This window comes from Lysinibacillus sp. RS10 (assembly GCF_041956855.1).
In the GTDB taxonomy this organism is placed as follows: Bacteria; Bacillota; Bacilli; order Bacillales_A; family Planococcaceae; genus Lysinibacillus; species Lysinibacillus xylanilyticus_A.
Window position 1 is genome coordinate 4544250 of sequence record NZ_CP167122.1, and the last position, 17197, is coordinate 4561446.

The window sequence follows — 17197 nt, forward strand, 5'->3', positions numbered from 1 at the left end:
TATTTAATTCGCCTATAGCGTAACACTTAGAACGCTCATTTTCTAGGGATTTCTTATCTTTACTTGTACGATAACTCATACTTTCTATCACTCTACATACTTCATCCGTCTATTTGTTGTTTTATCCTTCTATTAAGCGACTTTATCCTGAATAAACTAAAAAAGCCACTCAATTCTTTAACAGAAGAGTGACTTTCTAATTTACATAAAGATAATAAAAGCCAATATAGCAGCTAGTACTAAACGATAAATAGCAAATGGCATTAATTTCACTTTTGAAACAAGTGCTACGAAGAATTTAATAGAAAGTAATGCAAAAATAAATGAACTAATGAAGCCCACTGCATAGAAGCTAAAATAATCCATAGATAGCGTATCCCAGTTTTTCAGTACAGATACTAGACTAGCACCTGCCATAATTGGTACTGCCATAATGAAAGTAAAATCTGCAGCCACACGGTAACTCATACCAAATAGTACACCACCAGATATTGTTGCACCCGAACGAGAGAACCCTGGCCAAAGTGATAAACATTGTACTAAACCTACTTTAAATGCTAAACCATAAGAAATCTTATCTAGTGAATCCACTTTTGGTTTTTTCGGTGCAAATTTATCTGCAATAATCATTAAAATTGCCCCTGCTATTAAAGCATAAATAACATGTTCTACTTTAAATAAATGATCATCGATAAAGTCTTTAAATGCAAAACCTAATACAGTTGCTGGCAACATGCCCACAATAACATGCATTAAGTTGAAGCGACCTTTCATCGAAGTAGATTGTCCTTCGATTTTATATAGCCCTACTAAGCTCAACATTCGTTTCCACATCACAACGACTACGGCTAATATAGAACCTAGTTGAACAACAATTTTAAATGTATTGGCGGGATACATCCCTAAAAACTCCTCTGTCTTTAGCCACATATCGTCCACAATAATCATATGACCTGTCGATGACACTGGTGCAAACTCTGTCAACCCTTCGACCATACCTAAAATTAACGCCTTTAATAACTCTATGATTTCCACATCTTCACCTTACCTTTTAATAATTAAATATCCACATATAATAAAATACTCTTTTTCATGTACATTGGCTATAGTCTTCAGCTGTGTGTAGACAACATTTATTCAAAAAATATAATTATAGCTGTTTAACATCGAGTGGTCTAAACACCAGCCTCCGCCGCCTCTATTATTTAATGGAAATTGATATCTACCACCCATAATTCAGAACGGCTACCTATTCGCATTGGCGGACCCCAAAAGCCAAAGCCTGATGAAACAAGTGTATGCATTTTCCCCTTCATCTTATAACCATAATCAAGCTCAAATACACGAGCCGTTATATACTTATTAGGCCATAGTTGACCTTTATGTGTATGACCTGACATATGGAAGTCTACGCCTATTTTTGCAGGCGTTATTAAATCATTTGGGGTATGATTCATTACAAACCAAGGCAAGTCATCTGTTAACTTCAATGCATCTAGTTGCTTTCTATCCCTGTTTGTCCTATCCTCTTGACCCGTTAATAGTAACGCATTATCGATTCTAATAGTTTCGTCCCTCAAAATTTTCACATTTGCGTTTTCCATTTCTTCAACAAATTCAGAGATTTTCTTGCCGTAATATTCGTGATTACCAAGTACACCGTACACTCCGTATGTAGAAGTTAATTGCTTCATTACACCTGCCATTCCCTCTTGAACAAACCATTTAGGATCATCATCCACAATATCCCCAACTAAAAAGACGATATCCGGCTTTGCTTCATTCGATAAAGTAACAAAGCGCTGTAAATGTTTTTTATGGGATAGAACACCTAAATGAAAATCTGATGCCACTACAACTCTCAACGACTCTAACTCACTACTCTTTTTATCCATCGTTATTTCTAAATGACGGACAACAGGAGAATACGCTAAATAGGAGCCTACAATACTTAATAAAAACAACATTGCAACTGCTATACTGCCAATTATCTGTACACTATTAAAGGGACTTAGCCAAATAATAATATTTGCTCCCAAACAAATTAATAATCCATATTCAAAAATAAACATCCAGTAATTACCGATAATTGAAAACACTCGTAAAGACTCATGCAGTCTACCAATCATAATACTAAATGCAATGATATATAGCACTAACCAATATAAAATTGGATAACGGAACCATTCCATTGCCACAAGCCATTGCCTTAATCCCCACCCTAAGTAAAAAGTTAATGCACTATATATACTTATTAAAAGAATTCCACCAATTACTTTAGGCATATTTTAGTCCTCCACTTTTATATTTTCTTAGTCGATTATAGCATTATACTTAATATTTATATTTGCACTAAGTACTTTCACTATTCGTCTTTAGAAAGTAAGGGAGAAAGGACAACCAATTGACACCTTATATCAAGTGTACATCTTCCTCGGAATTCAATCGTATGATTTACATGACAATCCCTAATAGGAAAGTGACAATTTCGTAATCTAGGTGATTACTTACCACTTTAGCTATTGGAATGGAGACTGAGCGACTCCTTGGGGATCAGCGGTAGAGGAACAAAGGCTAAAAGCATCTCGTCCTGTGATAACGCCTTTGTGACCTACATCGATGCTGTTGCCGCAGCCAGAACGGAAATCAACCCTACATTATGGTAATGATCCCTACTTTTTGATTAATACACTTTAACTTCGCCCATTTTTCCAGTAACATTATAATAGTAAGAAAATTTACACATTTACGAGCGAAAAAGGGGTGCTGTTCCAATGACAAGATACAAATTCGAATCAACAGAGCATGAGTTATTTCGTAAAACTTTACGTAAGTTTTTAGCAGAAGAAGCTGAACCACACTATCCGCAATGGGTAACTAAACTGTTACGACAAATTTAGACAAAACTATACAAACCTGTATAGAAGTATAGATTTATAACAGAATACCCTTCGTATCAAGCGATTGGTGCGAACTCCACGTTAATTGCTTTTAACTCCTAAAGCCTTGTGACCAAAGCGGAGCTGGAAACGGCAGACGTAACGGTGCGAAAGCAGAAAAAACAACAAGGATGGCATAAGCTGAAAAAAATTACTCAGTGTCCGTAAAGGATCATCGTGACAACGGAAAACGGTACCGCTAAGTGCTTTGGCAATGGATGTTTAGCAGCGAACTCCTAAATCTCTAATGAGACAAGGAAGACGTTCAACGACTATCTCCTTGAGGGAGAGTAAAACCGCAAGCGAATGGCGGAAGAAAAATGTGGCTCTTATCAGAAGATAAGATGAAGATATAGTCTGCGCTTATGTGAAAGCATAAGAGGTCTACTCGTGAGAGAAAGACTGCATGAAGGGTTGCGCCTTCGTGTGAACAAGAAAAACAGATACAACTATAAAAATGTTAACAACCTCTCTAAATAGGGTAAAGTATTTTATCTTAGTGAAAGAGAGGTGGTACGCATGGAATTAATGTCCATTGGGAAATTTGCTAAACGCTGAAATCCGTAATTTTTATAAGCGGCTTAACGACATTCGAACAAGTCATTTACACCAGTGTTCTAATGAGATTGTGAAAACCAAGCCATCTCGTATTGTCATGGAACATTTAAATGTAAAAGGGTTGATGAAAAATAAACATCTGGCGAAGGCGGTAGCCGGGCAAAAGTTATATGAATACAAACGGCAAATTCAATCCAAATGCGAAAAATATGGAATTGAATTTGTTGAAGCCGACAGATGGTTTCCGTCATCAAAAACTTGTTCTGGTTATGGACAAATCAAATCCGATTTGAGACTGAAAGACAGATTATTTATCTGCTCTTGCGGATTAAAGATGGATAGAGATTTGAACGCAAGCATTAACTTAGCAAATTATTCAATCTAAGGAATTTAACTGACACTACACCTTAGATGTGTACGCAACGATACTGCGGAATTTAAGCCTTTGGAGAGTCATACAAAATGGTAGTAGCTTTTTGCGAAACCAGACTCGGAGAATAAGGAAGACACAAATACGAAAGTCGGAAGATATAAGTTGTGTCACAGTAGAGATGTCTACATTTTTTTAGAAATGTATATGTTTTTCGTATCGGAAAAAGATCAACTTATTCCACTTGAGTTTTGGCGTAAGCTCGGAGAAATGGGCTATCTATGTCCCCAAGTAGAAGAACAATATGGCGGTCTCGGGCTCGATTTTAGCTTCGGCGTTACTATTCAAGAAGAGCTAGAGCGAGTAGGTTCAAGTCTTATTGGCGTTGGTTTGCATAACGATATTGTCGTGCCGTATATTGAGGCATACGGCTCAAATGAGCAAAAATCACGCTGGCTACCTAAATGTGTTACAGGTGAATATATTACAGCGATTGCTATGACAGAGCCAGGCGCAGGTTCAGATTTAGCAAACCTCCAAACAACTGCCATTCGTGATGGCGATCATTACATCGTCAACGGACAAAAAACATTTATTACAAATGGTATTCATACAAACTTAGCGGTTGTTGCTGTCAAAACAAATCCTCAGGCAGAAAAAAAACATCGTGGCATTAGCCTTCTTGTCATAGAGGACGGGACACCTGGCTTCACGAAAGGCCGCAAGCTCGAAAAAGTCGGAATGCACGCACAGGACACAGCTGAGCTATATTTCGAGGATTGTCGAGTACCTGTAGAAAATCTTCTCGGTGAAGAAGGTAAAGGCTTTACCTATATGATGGAAAAGTTGCAGCAAGAGCGTTTAGCAGTGGCCATCGCTGCACAAACGGCTGCTGAGGATATGCTAGCCTTAACGATTGATTATGTAAAATCACGCGAAGCTTTTGGTAAATCAATTAGTGACTTCCAAAACACACAATTTAAAATAGCGGAAATGGCGACAAAAATTGAGCTTGGCAAATCTTTTTTAGAATCTTTAATAGAAGAGCATATCGCAGGAAATGATGTTGTGACAAAGGTTTCAATGGCAAAATACTGGATAACAGAAAATGCACGTGAGCTTGCTATCCAATGTATGCAGTTACATGGTGGCTACGGTTATATGGAAGAATATAAGATTGCTAGAAGATATCGAGACATACCTGTAATGTCCATCTATGCAGGTACCAACGAAGTCATGAAAATGATTATCGCCAAAAATTTAGGGTTATAACTAGAAAACAGCGGCAAACTAATTGCCGCTGTCTGATTATACTGCCGGAATTCGAACGATTACCTTAAATAAATCTCCGTCTATTTCTATACTCATACGAGCACCATGTAAATCTACGATGGATTGCGCTATGGCTAAGCCGAGCCCCGAACCATCTGTATGGCGTGAAGCATCTGCTCGCTTAAAGCGTTCAAATAATTCCTCGGCATCCTCGCTAATTTCATACTTTGCGACATTCTTTACCGTGAATTCCGCATCGCCCTCAGGAGTATGTTTTAATGTAACATAGACACGTGTGCCTTCTAATGCATATTTCAATACATTGACAATTAAATTATCGATCAGTCTCCACCATTTTTGACCATCTACATATGCGTAAATTGGCTCATGAGGCTTTGTCATTCGTAAATCTAAACGCGCCTTGGCTAAATCTTCCTCATGCTCCCCTACGGCCTGCTGCACCAGCTGATTTAAATCAACTCGACTACGATGAAGCTCAATATTGCCACTCGCCATTTTTGATACTTCAAAAAGATCCTCTATTAATACCTTCAAACGCTCTGATTTTTTATCAAGAATATGAATATATTGCTTACGCTCTTCCTCTGTAATATCAGGATTTTTCAGTAAATCGGTGTACGTAATAATGGACGTTAACGGTGTACGTAAATCATGACTAACATTCGTAATTAACTCTGTTTTTAATCGCTCACTTTTTGCCTGCTCATGCATGGACGTGCTTACGCCTTCTCTTAAATGATTAAGATTTTCTGCATGCCCTGCAAGTGGTGATTTGCCCATTACCTTCACATCACGATTTAAACGTCCTTCCGCCATGTCTTTTGTATCCTTCATAATTCGGTTTAAATAGCCCATTCTAGAGAGGAAGACAATCATGGCTGGTATACCGATCATTGCGCAGATGACAAATACAAAGAAAGGAAAACCTCCACCTCTTAACATTGTAGCGACAAGACTTCCACCACCGAAAAACGCTGCTCCAATCATCACAATGGAATGCAATGCAATGGAACGATTTATAAATAAATCTGTAATTGATTCTCCTAGTGACCATAGATAGCTAGCTTTTAAATTCTCTTCTAATTTCCGTGCTGTATTCACTCGATCATACAACCAAATTAACTGAATAAAGAATGCAATCGCGATGATCATTAAAACGCCTGTTTTAAATAGTAAATCTATAATAAAGCGTACATAATTGTATTGAGAGTAAGGTCCAATTGATTCCATAACAATATGTGATGCAAACCAATACATAGAGCCAGTTATGAACAATAATCCAATTTGGTAATCAATTTTCAGCTTTGCAAGAGCTTCTTTTTCCTTTATACCTAGTACCATTCGCAGTACTTCTTTACGCCCTTTCCACGCAAAAATAACCGCTACAATACTCGTTAACCATATAAAGAAGTAGATATATTGATTGAGTTTAAAATGGTCATAGCCTTCCATAACATATGCTGTTTGTGCTGATTTTTTAGAAATTGTAATGGTACCTGTGTAATCAGCAGTTTCTCTAAGATTATCTGTGTTAACGTAGGCATCATTTTCATAAAAAATATAGTTCAAACTATTACTAATATTCTCAGTAGTTAATGGATGCTGCTCAGTGTACTCTATTTTATAAGCGCTACTGTCCGAAACATCGCCTGAACGATACGTTTTGCCTGTTTCAGTGTTCGTTAATTCATAAGACCAGTAATTATTATTTTTCACAAAATTCTTTGCTTCATCTTGTGCTGCCTTTATATATTGATCAACGAGTGCTTCCTTATCAGCAAGAATTTTCTTACGAACATGCTCATCATCCTCAAAGTTTGTCGTAATATCTTTAATTTTCTCATCTCGCTCTTTCTCAAGCTTTGTTTTTAAGTCCGTTGCATTTACATTAGCAGCTTCTTGAATACGTTCCTCATATTGAGCTTTAATATTATCGATCTGGCTTCCTATTGTTCCATAGCGATTACGATGCTCTTCAATTTCATTTTGCGTAACCACTATTTTACTTTTTAAATCCTTGGCAACTGGTACATTTAACACTAATGGTCCTAACTCCGACTGAAAATTATCAAGTTCGTGCTGGAAATCATCGGATTGGAAGTAGGACTTCCCAATATATTGATACCCAATATTGGAAAACGTAAATATACCGAAAATCACCCAGATTAAACATATAAGAGCGAGAAGAGGTTTCCAATTTTTCAACATACTAATAACTCCCCTCTATAAAATTTTCTCAAGTAATTGTAATACCTCTGAAGATCGGGCATTGACTAGCTGATACGCAAATATACCGAAATAAATTAGTCCAATAACCGCTGCTACAAACCCTGCAATTGTAGCATATTGTTCTATTTTATTTTTCCATTTTATAGCCAACGCCCCACACCACCTTTAAATAGCGTGGATTTTTTGGATCTGCCTCGATTTTTTCACGTATTTTTCGAATGTGTACTGCCACAATATTTTCTGCATTGTAGGCTTCCTCATTCCATACACGCTCATAAATCTCTCTAATTGAAAATACACGCCCTGCATTTTTCATTAATAATTCCGTAATTTTATATTCGATTGGTGTTAGTCGAACAGGCTCTCCTTCTAAAATAACTTCCTTTGCGTCTTCATCTAATACAAGTCCGTCGATTTCCACCTTTGCTGTTTCGTCATTGTACGTCCCAAGTTGTACATAACGTCGTAGCTGTGATTTTACCCGAGCCAACAATTCTAATGGATGAAAAGGTTTTGTGACGTAATCATCTGCACCTACAGACAATCCATGAATTTTGTCGCCATCCTCTGCCTTCGCACTAAGCATAATAATGGGAATATTGCGCGCTTCTCTAATCTTAAATGTCGCTGTAATTCCATCCATATTTGGCATCATAATATCTAAAATAATTAAATGTACTTCATTGTTTTCTAGCTTTTCAAGTGCCTCTAAGCCGTCAGCAGCTTTAATGACATTGTAGCCTTCATTTTTTAAATAAATTTCAATACCATCACGAATATCTTGATCATCGTCCGTTACAAGAACTGTTAGTTTCGTCATGATATGCACCTCGCTCTCAAATAATAGTGTACCTGTTAAATCTTAAAAACCAGTTATTATAAAAATGAAGAAATTCTTAAGGTTTTAATGAATCCCATCAAATGTATTAGTTAACCATTTGGCTCATCACCATAATGTGGGGTTGATTTCCGTTTCGACCGAGCACTTTCCTAGGGGCGAGCCAAATACAAAAAGAAAGTATGTAAGACTTGTTCTCAAACCTTTTTTCGTCCTCCGAATGTCAGTACAACAATGCCACCTAATAACATTACTACACCGATCCAGGAAGTCACACTTAAATATTCTCCGACTAAAAAGACCCCCAGTATGGCTGCTGTCAACGGCTCTGCTAGTGATAGTGTTACAGCCGTCGATGAAGTAATTTTCTGAAGACCTTTTAAAAACAATAAATAGGCTATGCTTGTACACATTATTCCCATGAAAAGCATCGTCCATAGATTGTGTGCGACAGCTAACCAGCTAAAACCACCACTGATTGAGAAAGGAAGCAAAAATAACGCACAAATTGAAAACGTCATCGCTACTGCTGGAAGTGCCTCCTCTTGTGTCATAAGCTTTTTACTAATATTTGTGTACATGGCGAAGGAGAAACCTGCACAAAGAGCTAGTCCGATCCCTCCCATATGAACAGCCCCTTCCCCATTATTAACGAATAATAACATGCAGCCGAGTATTGCCATAATTGTTGCTATGCCCCACACCTTTGTCGGTCGAATTTTCCATAGTATCCATTCTAAAGCGCCTGAAAACATAGGAGCACTACCAATCGTTGCAACTGTTCCAATAGCTACACCTGTTAGACGTATTGATGAGAAAAAAAGACCTTGGAATAAGGCAATGCTCGCGGCAGCTAAAATTGTCCATTTCCACGACCATTTATAAAAGTTAATTTTACGTAGCAAAATGGTCATAGCTAATAATAGTCCGCCACCAATTGCAGAGCGAACTGTTGCCACCGCTATCGGGGATACTCCATCAACTAAGAATGTTTGTGCAGTGCCTGTCATACCCCACAATATTGCCGCTAGTAGTACGAAAAATGGATACATCCTTTATTGCCCCCTTTGACCTTACCACTCATTAACATTAATCATACAGATTTATCCAAAATCAAACAATTACCATATTTCTTTTTCTTACATTAGCCACAGTATGCTTTCTTTGTAAGGGACGTTATAATATAAACAACAAAAGGAGCGAAAATTATGTATAAAACCGTTGAAGAAACAGCTATAGATCTTAGTATGCCTGAGGATCAAGTACTGCGTTTAGTCTATGAGGGACGCATCCGTTCTGTTTATGATGGAGATCAAATACTGATTAATAGCGGGCAATTCAGTACTTATTTTAATCAACTAGAACTTATAAAGGAGGAAATCGAAATTTGGCGTAATACACCCATTCCAGAGGATATTGATGTTAAAGATGAGGATTAAAAAATGCCTAGCATTCAAACAATTTGATATTGTGAATGTTAGGCATTTATATTATTTTAGTTGAAATCAGGCGGACACAGTTAACTCCCGCCCATTATATTGTTACGACAAACCCAGCTCGTTTACCAATAATTTCTGCATAATCCTCAACCATTACACTAGCTGTTGGATACATACCTGCGCCAGGTCCTACTAATGTTAATGTGCCAATATAATTTGTATCCAACGCTACAGCATTATTCACGTCATCCACCGGATAAAGTGGATGTTCTTTATCAACTAATTGTGGGCCAACCTTTGCTACTACTGTACCATCCGCCAACTTCTCAACCTCTGCAACATGACGATAACGTAAGCCTTGTTCACACGCTTCTTTCACTTGCTCGGCTGAAATGCTATCAATCCCGATCACTTCTACATCAGCCCAATCTGGTTGCTCTCCAAATGCTAGTGCACTTAAAATCATTAATTTCTTAAAGGCATCCTGGCCTGAGATATCATTATATGGATCTGCCTCTGCATACCCTAAATTTTGCGCCTCTTTTAAAGCTGTTTCAAACGACCAGCCCTGTGCACGCATTTTTGTTAGAATATAATTGCATGTGCCATTTAAAACTCCTTGAATACGACTAACATCATTAACTAGTAAAATATTTTTCATCGTTTTAATAACAGGCACACCACCAGCTGTTGTTGCCTCAAAGCCGACAAATACACCATTCTCTTTTGCAAGATCCTGTAGTTCTAAGCCTCTTTTCGCGAACATCACTTTGTTAGCTGTAATGACATGGCATTTATGCTCTACAGCACGTTTTAAATAAGTAAATGCTGGCTCCTCATTGACAATCGCTTCAAATACGACCTGCATACCTGGCTCTGCTAAAACGTCATCCATACTAGTTGTCATTAAATGCGCTGTGCCTGGTACACGTTCACGGCTCGCATCTGTCACTAAAATTTTTGCTACTTCTAACTCAATTCCTAATTTATGTTTAAGCTCTTCACGCTTTTCGTTTAATATATGGTAAATTCCTTGACCTACCGTTCCAAATCCTAGGATCGCTGCCTTTATAGTTGCCATTCTTGTTATTCCCTCCAACTTACATTCCGCAGTTTCATTAAATTTAATTACGCCTTAGCTTAATTCGTACAGATTTTGAATTGTGCGCAGACTGTACATCGTAGGCCAGTTTGCGATGTTTCTAACTTCAGTTTCAGCAGATTTAGAGTCATGGCATTTCGCTCTCGCCATTTGCAAAAGTCTTCTATAGCTATCATTTCACTTTCGCTACACAAACCCTTTACTGAATGAAGATCATAAATCTGTGCAACACACACAAATTCAAATAATTCAAAATTCAACTTAAAAAAATTGTAACGCAAATACATACAATGCACAAGAAAAATCTTTCTAGAGAGGACATTTGTTTTCTCTAGACGTGCAGAAGAAATCGGTTTCATTCCCTTTATTATACGTTTTTTTAGTTGTTCTATAATATTTGAACAAATATTGACGGTTTTTTCTAAAGAAAACGAAAGTCTTTCTTCTATTATATATGTATGCTTAAACGTTCATAAAAATTGTTCATTTAAAAGATACTAATAAAAAAATTTTTCAGGTCAGTTAATCTATCTCTCTCCCACTTATCAAATTTAATTAAAAGGCTCATTCCCTGTAGCAGCAGAGAATGAGCCGAGATTTATGAGGGAGAACTAACTAGCTTTTGATAGCATTTGATAACGATATGTTGATATAACCTGTTGTACAAGTTCAATTTCTTCTTGCGTAAAGTTTGGTATTGCATACGTACGTTCAACTAATTGGAATGTACCGTATTTTAAGTAATACTCTGTCGCAGGTACAGGAATGTGACTTGCACCATATATTTCATATGCTTTGAAGACCTCTTTTACTATATAGCCTTCCTCTTTAGCATAAACGAATTCATTAAAAGCAGAATGTCCAAATGTCTGTACCCATTTGCTTTCAACTGACGCAAGTATGTTTTGAATGGACATGTTGTTCACAAACACATGATTTTCATTTAGTTCATAAATAAGATAAGATGCAATGTTTTGCGCACTATAAACATTTCCCATTTAAAACACTCCTTTATCATCAGTTTTTAGATCCGTGTAGCTACTGGCTACGCAAATATTCAGTACTTATGAAAAACAATTTGGTTCTAGGTTGGTAGCCTTTCGAACACTTAAGTTATTCCCTAGTATAATACAAGGATTTAAACAAGTCAATAATACTTATCAAATTACTAGGAATTATTTGTGCATACTTTCGGATTACTTACCAAATGGGGTAAGTGGTTGATGCAGCAACGTTTTACGTATTACCAAATGAGGCCCATCGAATGAGACAATACGTAAACGCTACAACATTAGCCAATTTTTATTAAGCCTCTATTGTTTGTTGAGAAGCTGTTACTTGTTCAATAGCTTGTTCTAAATCTGCAATGATATCCTCTACTGCCTCTAAACCGATTGATAAGCGAATGAGCGACTCGGTTACACCAGTTTGGATTAACTCTTCAGCTGATAATTGCTGATGTGTAGTAGATGCTGGATGAATAATTAATGATTTGGCATCCCCTACATTTGCTACGTGCGAGAATAATTTCACACTATCAATTAGTTTACGCCCTGCTTCACGTCCACCTTTAATACCGAATGTAAGCACTGAACCGAAGCCATTTCTCAAATATTTTTTTGCTAAATCATGAGTAGGGAAATCTTCTAAGCCATTGTAATTTACATATTCCACAGAAGGGTGGTTTCGTAAATATTCAGCTACTGCCAATGCATTTTCATTGTGTTTAGGAATACGCAAATGAAGCGTTTCTAAACCTTGTAATAAATTAAATGCTGCATCTGCACTTAACGTTGGTCCAAAGTCGCGTAGCAATTGTACACGCAGTTTTGTGGCAAATGCAGCCTCTGCTGTGTCAATACCATAACGCAAACCGTGATAAGAAGCATCTGGCTCAGTAAAGCCTGGGAAACGTCCACGAGTCCAATCAAACTTTCCTGCATCTACTACAACGCCACCTAAAGTTGTACCATGTCCGCCAATCCATTTTGTTGCGGAATGAACGACGATATCTGCACCGAAGTCAATTGGTGTAGAGCCATATGGTGAAGCAAATGTACTATCAATAATTAATGGCAAGCCGTTTTCATGTGCAATATTCGCTACTGCTTCAATATCTAGCACTTTTAAACTTGGGTTACCATAAATTTCAGCGAATACCGCTTTTGTTTTATCGGTAATCGCTGCTCGGAAATTTTCAGGGTTTGTTTCGTCTACAAAAATTGTTTTAATACCGTAGTTTGGTAGTGTATTGGCAAATAAATTATAAGTACCTCCATATAAAGAACTCGCCGCGACAATTTCATCACCTGCACCCGCAAGATTTAAAATGGAAAATGCGATAGCTGCTGCACCAGATGAAAGTGCTACTGCTGCTGTACCGCCCTCTAATAAAGCAACGCGTTTTTCAAAAACATCTACAGTTGGGTTTGTAATACGAGTGTAAATATTGCCAGCTTCCTCTAAGGCAAAAAGACGTTGCGCATGAGCAGTGTCTTTAAAAACGAAAGCTGTTGAGCGATATACGGGTACTGTTCGAGATCCTGTTACTGGGTCTGGCTCTTGGCCACCGTGTAACAGCAATGTTTCTGGTTTAAAATTTGTCATTGTATACCTCCAAATGGTTATTTGTTTACGATGGCACCGGAGATGAGGAGGATTTTTCAGTAGAAAACAAAAACCCTCTTCAGCTAAGAAGAGGGTTGCGGTTGCAAGTTTTCCTCCCCTTATCTGCCAGATCCAAGTAAGAATCTGTAGGAATTAGCACCTTAGCAAGTTCGTCACTTACTGGTTGCCGGGCATCATAGGGCCTATCCCTCCGCCGCTCTTGATAAGAGTATGAGATTCAATTTCCATCGTTGTTACAAAGTATAAACATAGACTTTTTTTCTGTCAACACTAAAATTTTATTTTTTCCGAAACTTCTGTCTGCTTCTGAACGTATTACGAACGCATACACTATTTTAGTATTTATTTAGAAAGGAGGAGTTTTATGGTAAAAGCCGTTATCATTTTTCTACTTGTTGGTTATTTAATTGGCTGTATTCACGGCTCTAAAGTTGCGCAGTTTTTATCCGGGGTAGATCTAAAAAAGACTGGTCATGGCAATGCTGGTGCTTCCAATGCAACACTTTCCCTTGGATGGAAATACGGCGTATTAGTCGCACTTATCGATATCGGTAAAGGTGTAGCAGCTATTATAGGTGCCCATTTCTATCTAGCAGATGCAACAAATTTAACAGAAGTACAAGTTTGGCTCTTAACCTATATCATAGCTGCCGGTGTCATCCTAGGTCACAATTTTCCATTTCATATGGGCTTCAATGGCGGCAAAGGAACTGCATCAATCATAGGGATCCTACTAGCAGTTGATTGGGAGATTGGTTTATTCGCACTCATTTTATTTGTTATTTTATCTTTCGCGACGAATTATTTAATTGTCGGTGTACTTGAATTTTATCTTGTTTTTTGTACAGCAACATATTTATGGATTCCTGGAGTAGGTCCAACGATTATAGCCCTACTACTTTTTGCAATAGCAATCATTTTGCATATTGAAAATATTAATAGATTAATTCAGGGAACTGAGCCTAAAGTGACTTCTGCATTTAAAAAAAAGAAATAACCAGGTGTGTTGATTAACTATTTTTATCCATCCTGATTAGAAGGCTTTGATTTCTGCTACGGGCTGGGGCTTACCCGATCACTTCAAGGGCTCAAACGATCACTCAGAGACCTTGCTTGACCCTAGCTTTTCGCGCAATACATTCTTAACAACTAAAAGCCTTGAAGGAACAAGTCAACTGTCCTTCAAGGCTTTCTTCATTTTATTATTTCGATAATGCAGGGTCCTTCATCGTCCCGTTTTTTGCGTAATTTACATGCCATGAAAGGGCTTTTTCTAGATTGTGTGGCGTATGGTGCCCACCTGTTGCTTCGTTAGCATCGTTAAAATACTTCCGTAATTGCTCACGATATTCCGGATGTGCACAGTTATCGATAATGAGTGCAACCCGTTCTTTTGGTGCAAGCCCTCGCAAATCTGCTACTCCCTGCTCTGTTACGATTACGTCTACATCATGCTCCGTATGGTCCACATGCGATACCATTGGGACGATACTAGAAATATTTCCGCCTTTCGCATAAGATTTTGTGACGAAAATACCTAATCTTGCATTACGTGCAAAGTCTCCAGAACCGCCGATTCCATTCATCATCTTTGTTCCAGAAACATGCGTAGAATTCACATTCCCGTAAATATCTACTTCAAGTGCTGTATTAACAGAAATTAACCCGAGTCGGCGAATAATTTCTGGTTGATTAGAAATTTCTTGCGGGCGTAATACTAATTTATCGGTATATTTTTCGAAATTACTATACACTCGGTTTCCAACTGCCTCGGAAAGAGTAATTGAAGTAGCAGATGCAAAGTTTACCTTACCAGCATCTATTAATTCAAATACCGCATCTTGTAGTACTTCCGAATATATTTCCAAGTTCTCAAACTCAGAATCTTTAAAGCCTAATAATACAGCATTTGCTACTGAACCTACTCCTGATTGGATTGGTCGTAAACTATTCGTTAAACGGCCTACTTTAATTTCTTCACGTAGGAAGTTTAATAAATGATTGGCCATAATATCTGTTTCTTCATCAGCAGGAACGATTGTTGATGGTGCATCTAAAATATCTGAAATCACAATACCTTTTACTTTATCTAAGTCTAGTGGAATACCAATTGTGCCAAGTCGATCCGATACATCTTTTAATTGAATTGGATCACGTTTCCCCTGTGGTCCTGGCACAAAAATATCGTGCACACCCTCTAATGCATCAAGCTGAGCTATGTTCAACTCTATGATTATTTGGTTTGCCTCTTGCACAAAAATCGGAGAGTTACCAACTGAAGTTGTAGGAATTAGTAAGCCGTCTTCTGTAATAGCAGTCGCTTCAATAATTGCAAAATCAATAGGACCAATAATGCCTTGACGTACTAGTTCCGCATTATGTGACAGGTGCGCATCAACGAATGTGATTTCACCACTGTTGATTTTATTACGAATACCGGCATCCGCTTGGAAAGGTCCGCGTTTACGAATAACGCCAGCTTCTGCTAAGTATTGGTCAACTTCTGGCCCAAGCGATGCACCTGTATATACATCTACCTGGAAGTTCTCTTTTTTAGCTTTTTCCACAAGTGCCAGTGGGACCACTTTAACGTCACCAGCACGTGTAAATCCGCTCATCCCAAGTACCATACCATCCTCAATCCAAGATGCTGCTTCTTCTGCTGTTACAACCTTGCTCCGTAGCTGTTCATTACGAAGCTTTTTCGCTAACTTTTCTTCCATTCCTTATTCCTCCATCCCACTTTATTTTTGTTCAACTAGATTATTTAGCTCAATTTTTCCGGCATAAAAATCCATTTATTGGGGTATAAACCAAATAAACCGCCGCACAAATAATTCTATACTATTTAGAATTTTTAATCTATATTAACCAAAATATTTAATTTTACGAGAAAATTAACGCATTTTAATACTATCCAAAAATAATGGTAAGCTCGCATAAATTCGATTTATTTAAAAAAGCGTGATATGCTCTTGTTATATAAGGGGAAAAGGAGATTCTTTTAGATGGTTAAACAATTGTTACGTAACCACTCTTCGGTTCGTATTTATGATGGAAATCAAATTTCAAAAGAAATTATTGAAGAATTAATTGCTACTGCACAAATGGCCGCTACATCACATTTTGTACAAGCTTATAGTGTTATTTGGGTAACGGATGAAGAGAAAAAGGAAAAATTAGGTTTACTCTCTGGTAATCCTCGTCAATACGAAACTTCTGGCGGCGCCTTTGTCTTCTGTGTAGATTTCAAACGTCTTCAAATGGCAGGGAAATTAGAAGGTGTAGACATTGTAGCGGATTCAGCAGAAAATGTTCTTGTTGGGGTAGCTGATGTATCATTATTCGCTCAAAACTTTGTCATTGCGGCAGAGTCTATGGGATATGGTATTTGTTATATTGGCGGCGTGCGTAATAAGCCTGAGGAAATAAGCGAATTATTCAATCTACCTGATTATGTATTCCCACTATTCGGCTTAACAATCGGAGTTCCTGCTCGTCGCAACGAAGTAAAACCTCGTTTACCAGTTGCAGCAGTATTACATGAAAATGAATACAATGCAGAAAAATACGAAGAGCTTTTACCTGCTTACAATGACACAATGGAAACATACTATCATAATCGCTCATCGAATCGAAAAATTGATAACTGGACAAAGCAAATGGCCGACTTTTTAATCGAACAGCGCCGTCCTCATATTACAGATTTTTTAGCGAAAAAAGGTTTCAATTGGAAATAACTTTATCAACAAGGTATGTGGCGTTACTATCGTATGATAGTAACGCCACTTTTTTTCATAT

At 37.7% G+C, this 17197-nt stretch carries 15 protein-coding genes, 1 pseudogene and 1 riboswitch; of the genes and pseudogenes, 6 read left to right on the forward strand and 10 right to left on the reverse strand.

The features are described 5' to 3' along the window. Positions 1–201 precede the first annotated feature (201 nt). Together ACB089_RS22755 and ACB089_RS22760 are read right to left on the reverse strand one after the other, a co-directional pair. Positions 202–1035 carry an undecaprenyl-diphosphate phosphatase gene (locus ACB089_RS22755; protein WP_374964044.1) on the reverse strand — a complete coding sequence of 278 codons (834 nt, stop codon included), beginning with the start codon at positions 1033–1035 and terminating at the stop codon, positions 202–204. Between the two features lie 170 nt (positions 1036–1205). Beyond that, the gene (locus tag ACB089_RS22760) at positions 1206–2285 is read right to left on the reverse strand and encodes a metallophosphoesterase (protein ID WP_374964045.1); all 1080 of its coding nucleotides are present in this window, start codon (positions 2283–2285) and stop codon (positions 1206–1208) included. Positions 2286–2774: 489 nt separating this feature from the next. Between ACB089_RS22760 and ACB089_RS22765 the strand changes: the two genes are divergently transcribed. The 3 genes and pseudogenes from ACB089_RS22765 (at position 2775) to ACB089_RS22775 (ending at position 5139) form a co-directional block, all read left to right on the forward strand. Next, on the forward strand, positions 2775–2900 hold the full coding sequence (locus ACB089_RS22765) for a hypothetical protein (protein ID WP_374964046.1): 126 nt from the start codon (positions 2775–2777) through the stop codon (positions 2898–2900). A 586-nt stretch (positions 2901–3486) separates the two neighbouring features. Then, positions 3487–3882 (forward strand): annotated as a pseudogene (locus tag ACB089_RS22770) (RNA-guided endonuclease InsQ/TnpB family protein); the annotation flags it as partial. 186 nt (positions 3883–4068) lie between these two features. Beyond that, complete coding sequence (locus ACB089_RS22775) at positions 4069–5139, forward strand: acyl-CoA dehydrogenase family protein (RefSeq protein ID WP_374967616.1); 1071 nt, start codon at positions 4069–4071, stop codon at positions 5137–5139. A gap of 36 nt (positions 5140–5175) precedes the next feature. Here ACB089_RS22775 and ACB089_RS22780 read toward each other — a convergent pair whose 3' ends face one another. From ACB089_RS22780 to ACB089_RS22795, 4 genes are all read right to left on the reverse strand, one after another. Beyond that, positions 5176–7368 (reverse strand): histidine kinase dimerization/phospho-acceptor domain-containing protein, encoded by a 2193-nt coding sequence (locus ACB089_RS22780; RefSeq protein WP_374964047.1) that lies wholly within the window; start codon positions 7366–7368, stop codon positions 5176–5178. Positions 7369–7383: 15 nt separating this feature from the next. Then, a complete protein-coding gene (locus ACB089_RS22785; protein WP_374964048.1) occupies positions 7384–7539 on the reverse strand; it encodes a hypothetical protein in 156 nt (51 codons plus the stop codon). Further along, positions 7517–8209, reverse strand: coding sequence for a response regulator transcription factor (locus tag ACB089_RS22790; protein ID WP_374964049.1), 693 nt, complete (start codon positions 8207–8209; stop codon positions 7517–7519). Before ACB089_RS22790 ends, ACB089_RS22785 begins: the two co-directional genes overlap by 23 nt. A gap of 215 nt (positions 8210–8424) precedes the next feature. After that, positions 8425–9279 carry a DMT family transporter gene (locus ACB089_RS22795; RefSeq protein ID WP_374964050.1) on the reverse strand — a complete coding sequence of 285 codons (855 nt, stop codon included), beginning with the start codon at positions 9277–9279 and terminating at the stop codon, positions 8425–8427. Positions 9280–9435: 156 nt separating this feature from the next. Between ACB089_RS22795 and ACB089_RS22800 the strand changes: the two genes are divergently transcribed. Beyond that, positions 9436–9666: a DNA-binding protein gene (locus ACB089_RS22800; protein WP_374964051.1), complete on the forward strand. Its 231-nt coding sequence runs from the start codon at positions 9436–9438 to the stop codon at positions 9664–9666. A 94-nt stretch (positions 9667–9760) separates the two neighbouring features. Here the strand turns inward: ACB089_RS22800 and ACB089_RS22805 are convergent, their stop codons facing one another. The 3 genes from ACB089_RS22805 to ACB089_RS22815 form a co-directional block, all read right to left on the reverse strand. Continuing rightward, the gene (locus ACB089_RS22805; RefSeq protein WP_374964052.1) at positions 9761–10747 is read right to left on the reverse strand and encodes a homoserine dehydrogenase; all 987 of its coding nucleotides are present in this window, start codon (positions 10745–10747) and stop codon (positions 9761–9763) included. Between the two features lie 632 nt (positions 10748–11379). Beyond that, positions 11380–11766 (reverse strand): hypothetical protein, encoded by a 387-nt coding sequence (locus ACB089_RS22810; RefSeq protein WP_374964053.1) that lies wholly within the window; start codon positions 11764–11766, stop codon positions 11380–11382. A 307-nt stretch (positions 11767–12073) separates the two neighbouring features. Further along, entirely contained in the window at positions 12074–13375 is a 1302-nt protein-coding gene (locus ACB089_RS22815) for an O-acetylhomoserine aminocarboxypropyltransferase/cysteine synthase family protein (protein ID WP_068985112.1), read from the reverse strand. A gap of 116 nt (positions 13376–13491) precedes the next feature. Next, positions 13492–13605: riboswitch (SAM riboswitch) on the reverse strand. A 155-nt stretch (positions 13606–13760) separates the two neighbouring features. Between ACB089_RS22815 and ACB089_RS22820 the strand changes: the two genes are divergently transcribed. After that, positions 13761–14393 carry a glycerol-3-phosphate acyltransferase gene (locus ACB089_RS22820; protein ID WP_368635998.1) on the forward strand — a complete coding sequence of 211 codons (633 nt, stop codon included), beginning with the start codon at positions 13761–13763 and terminating at the stop codon, positions 14391–14393. A 205-nt stretch (positions 14394–14598) separates the two neighbouring features. On the opposite strand, the gene ACB089_RS22825 is transcribed toward ACB089_RS22820, so the two are convergent. Then, entirely contained in the window at positions 14599–16119 is a 1521-nt protein-coding gene (locus tag ACB089_RS22825; protein ID WP_374964054.1) for a succinate CoA transferase, read from the reverse strand. 285 nt (positions 16120–16404) lie between these two features. On the opposite strand from ACB089_RS22825, the gene chrR reads away from it, so the two are divergent. Beyond that, complete coding sequence (gene chrR, locus ACB089_RS22830) at positions 16405–17136, forward strand: class II chromate reductase ChrR (protein ID WP_374964055.1); 732 nt, start codon at positions 16405–16407, stop codon at positions 17134–17136. The last annotated feature ends 61 nt before the right edge of the window (positions 17137–17197 follow it).

Coding starts and splice junctions, on each gene's coding strand:
- ACB089_RS22765 (WP_374964046.1), top strand. CDS start 2,775: ATGACAAGATACAAATTCGAATCAACAGAGCATGAGTTATTTCGTAAA.
- ACB089_RS22815 (WP_068985112.1), bottom strand. CDS start 13,375: ATGACAAATTTTAAACCAGAAACATTGCTGTTACACGGTGGCCAAGAG.
- ACB089_RS22800 (WP_374964051.1), top strand. CDS start 9,436: ATGTATAAAACCGTTGAAGAAACAGCTATAGATCTTAGTATGCCTGAG.
- ACB089_RS22780 (WP_374964047.1), bottom strand. CDS start 7,368: ATGTTGAAAAATTGGAAACCTCTTCTCGCTCTTATATGTTTAATCTGG.
- ACB089_RS22790 (WP_374964049.1), bottom strand. CDS start 8,209: ATGACGAAACTAACAGTTCTTGTAACGGACGATGATCAAGATATTCGT.
- ACB089_RS22805 (WP_374964052.1), bottom strand. CDS start 10,747: ATGGCAACTATAAAGGCAGCGATCCTAGGATTTGGAACGGTAGGTCAA.
- ACB089_RS22775 (WP_374967616.1), top strand. CDS start 4,069: ATGTATATGTTTTTCGTATCGGAAAAAGATCAACTTATTCCACTTGAG.
- ACB089_RS22760 (WP_374964045.1), bottom strand. CDS start 2,285: ATGCCTAAAGTAATTGGTGGAATTCTTTTAATAAGTATATATAGTGCA.
- ACB089_RS22825 (WP_374964054.1), bottom strand. CDS start 16,119: ATGGAAGAAAAGTTAGCGAAAAAGCTTCGTAATGAACAGCTACGGAGC.
- chrR (WP_374964055.1), top strand. CDS start 16,405: ATGGTTAAACAATTGTTACGTAACCACTCTTCGGTTCGTATTTATGAT.
- ACB089_RS22820 (WP_368635998.1), top strand. CDS start 13,761: ATGGTAAAAGCCGTTATCATTTTTCTACTTGTTGGTTATTTAATTGGC.
- ACB089_RS22795 (WP_374964050.1), bottom strand. CDS start 9,279: ATGTATCCATTTTTCGTACTACTAGCGGCAATATTGTGGGGTATGACA.
- ACB089_RS22810 (WP_374964053.1), bottom strand. CDS start 11,766: ATGGGAAATGTTTATAGTGCGCAAAACATTGCATCTTATCTTATTTAT.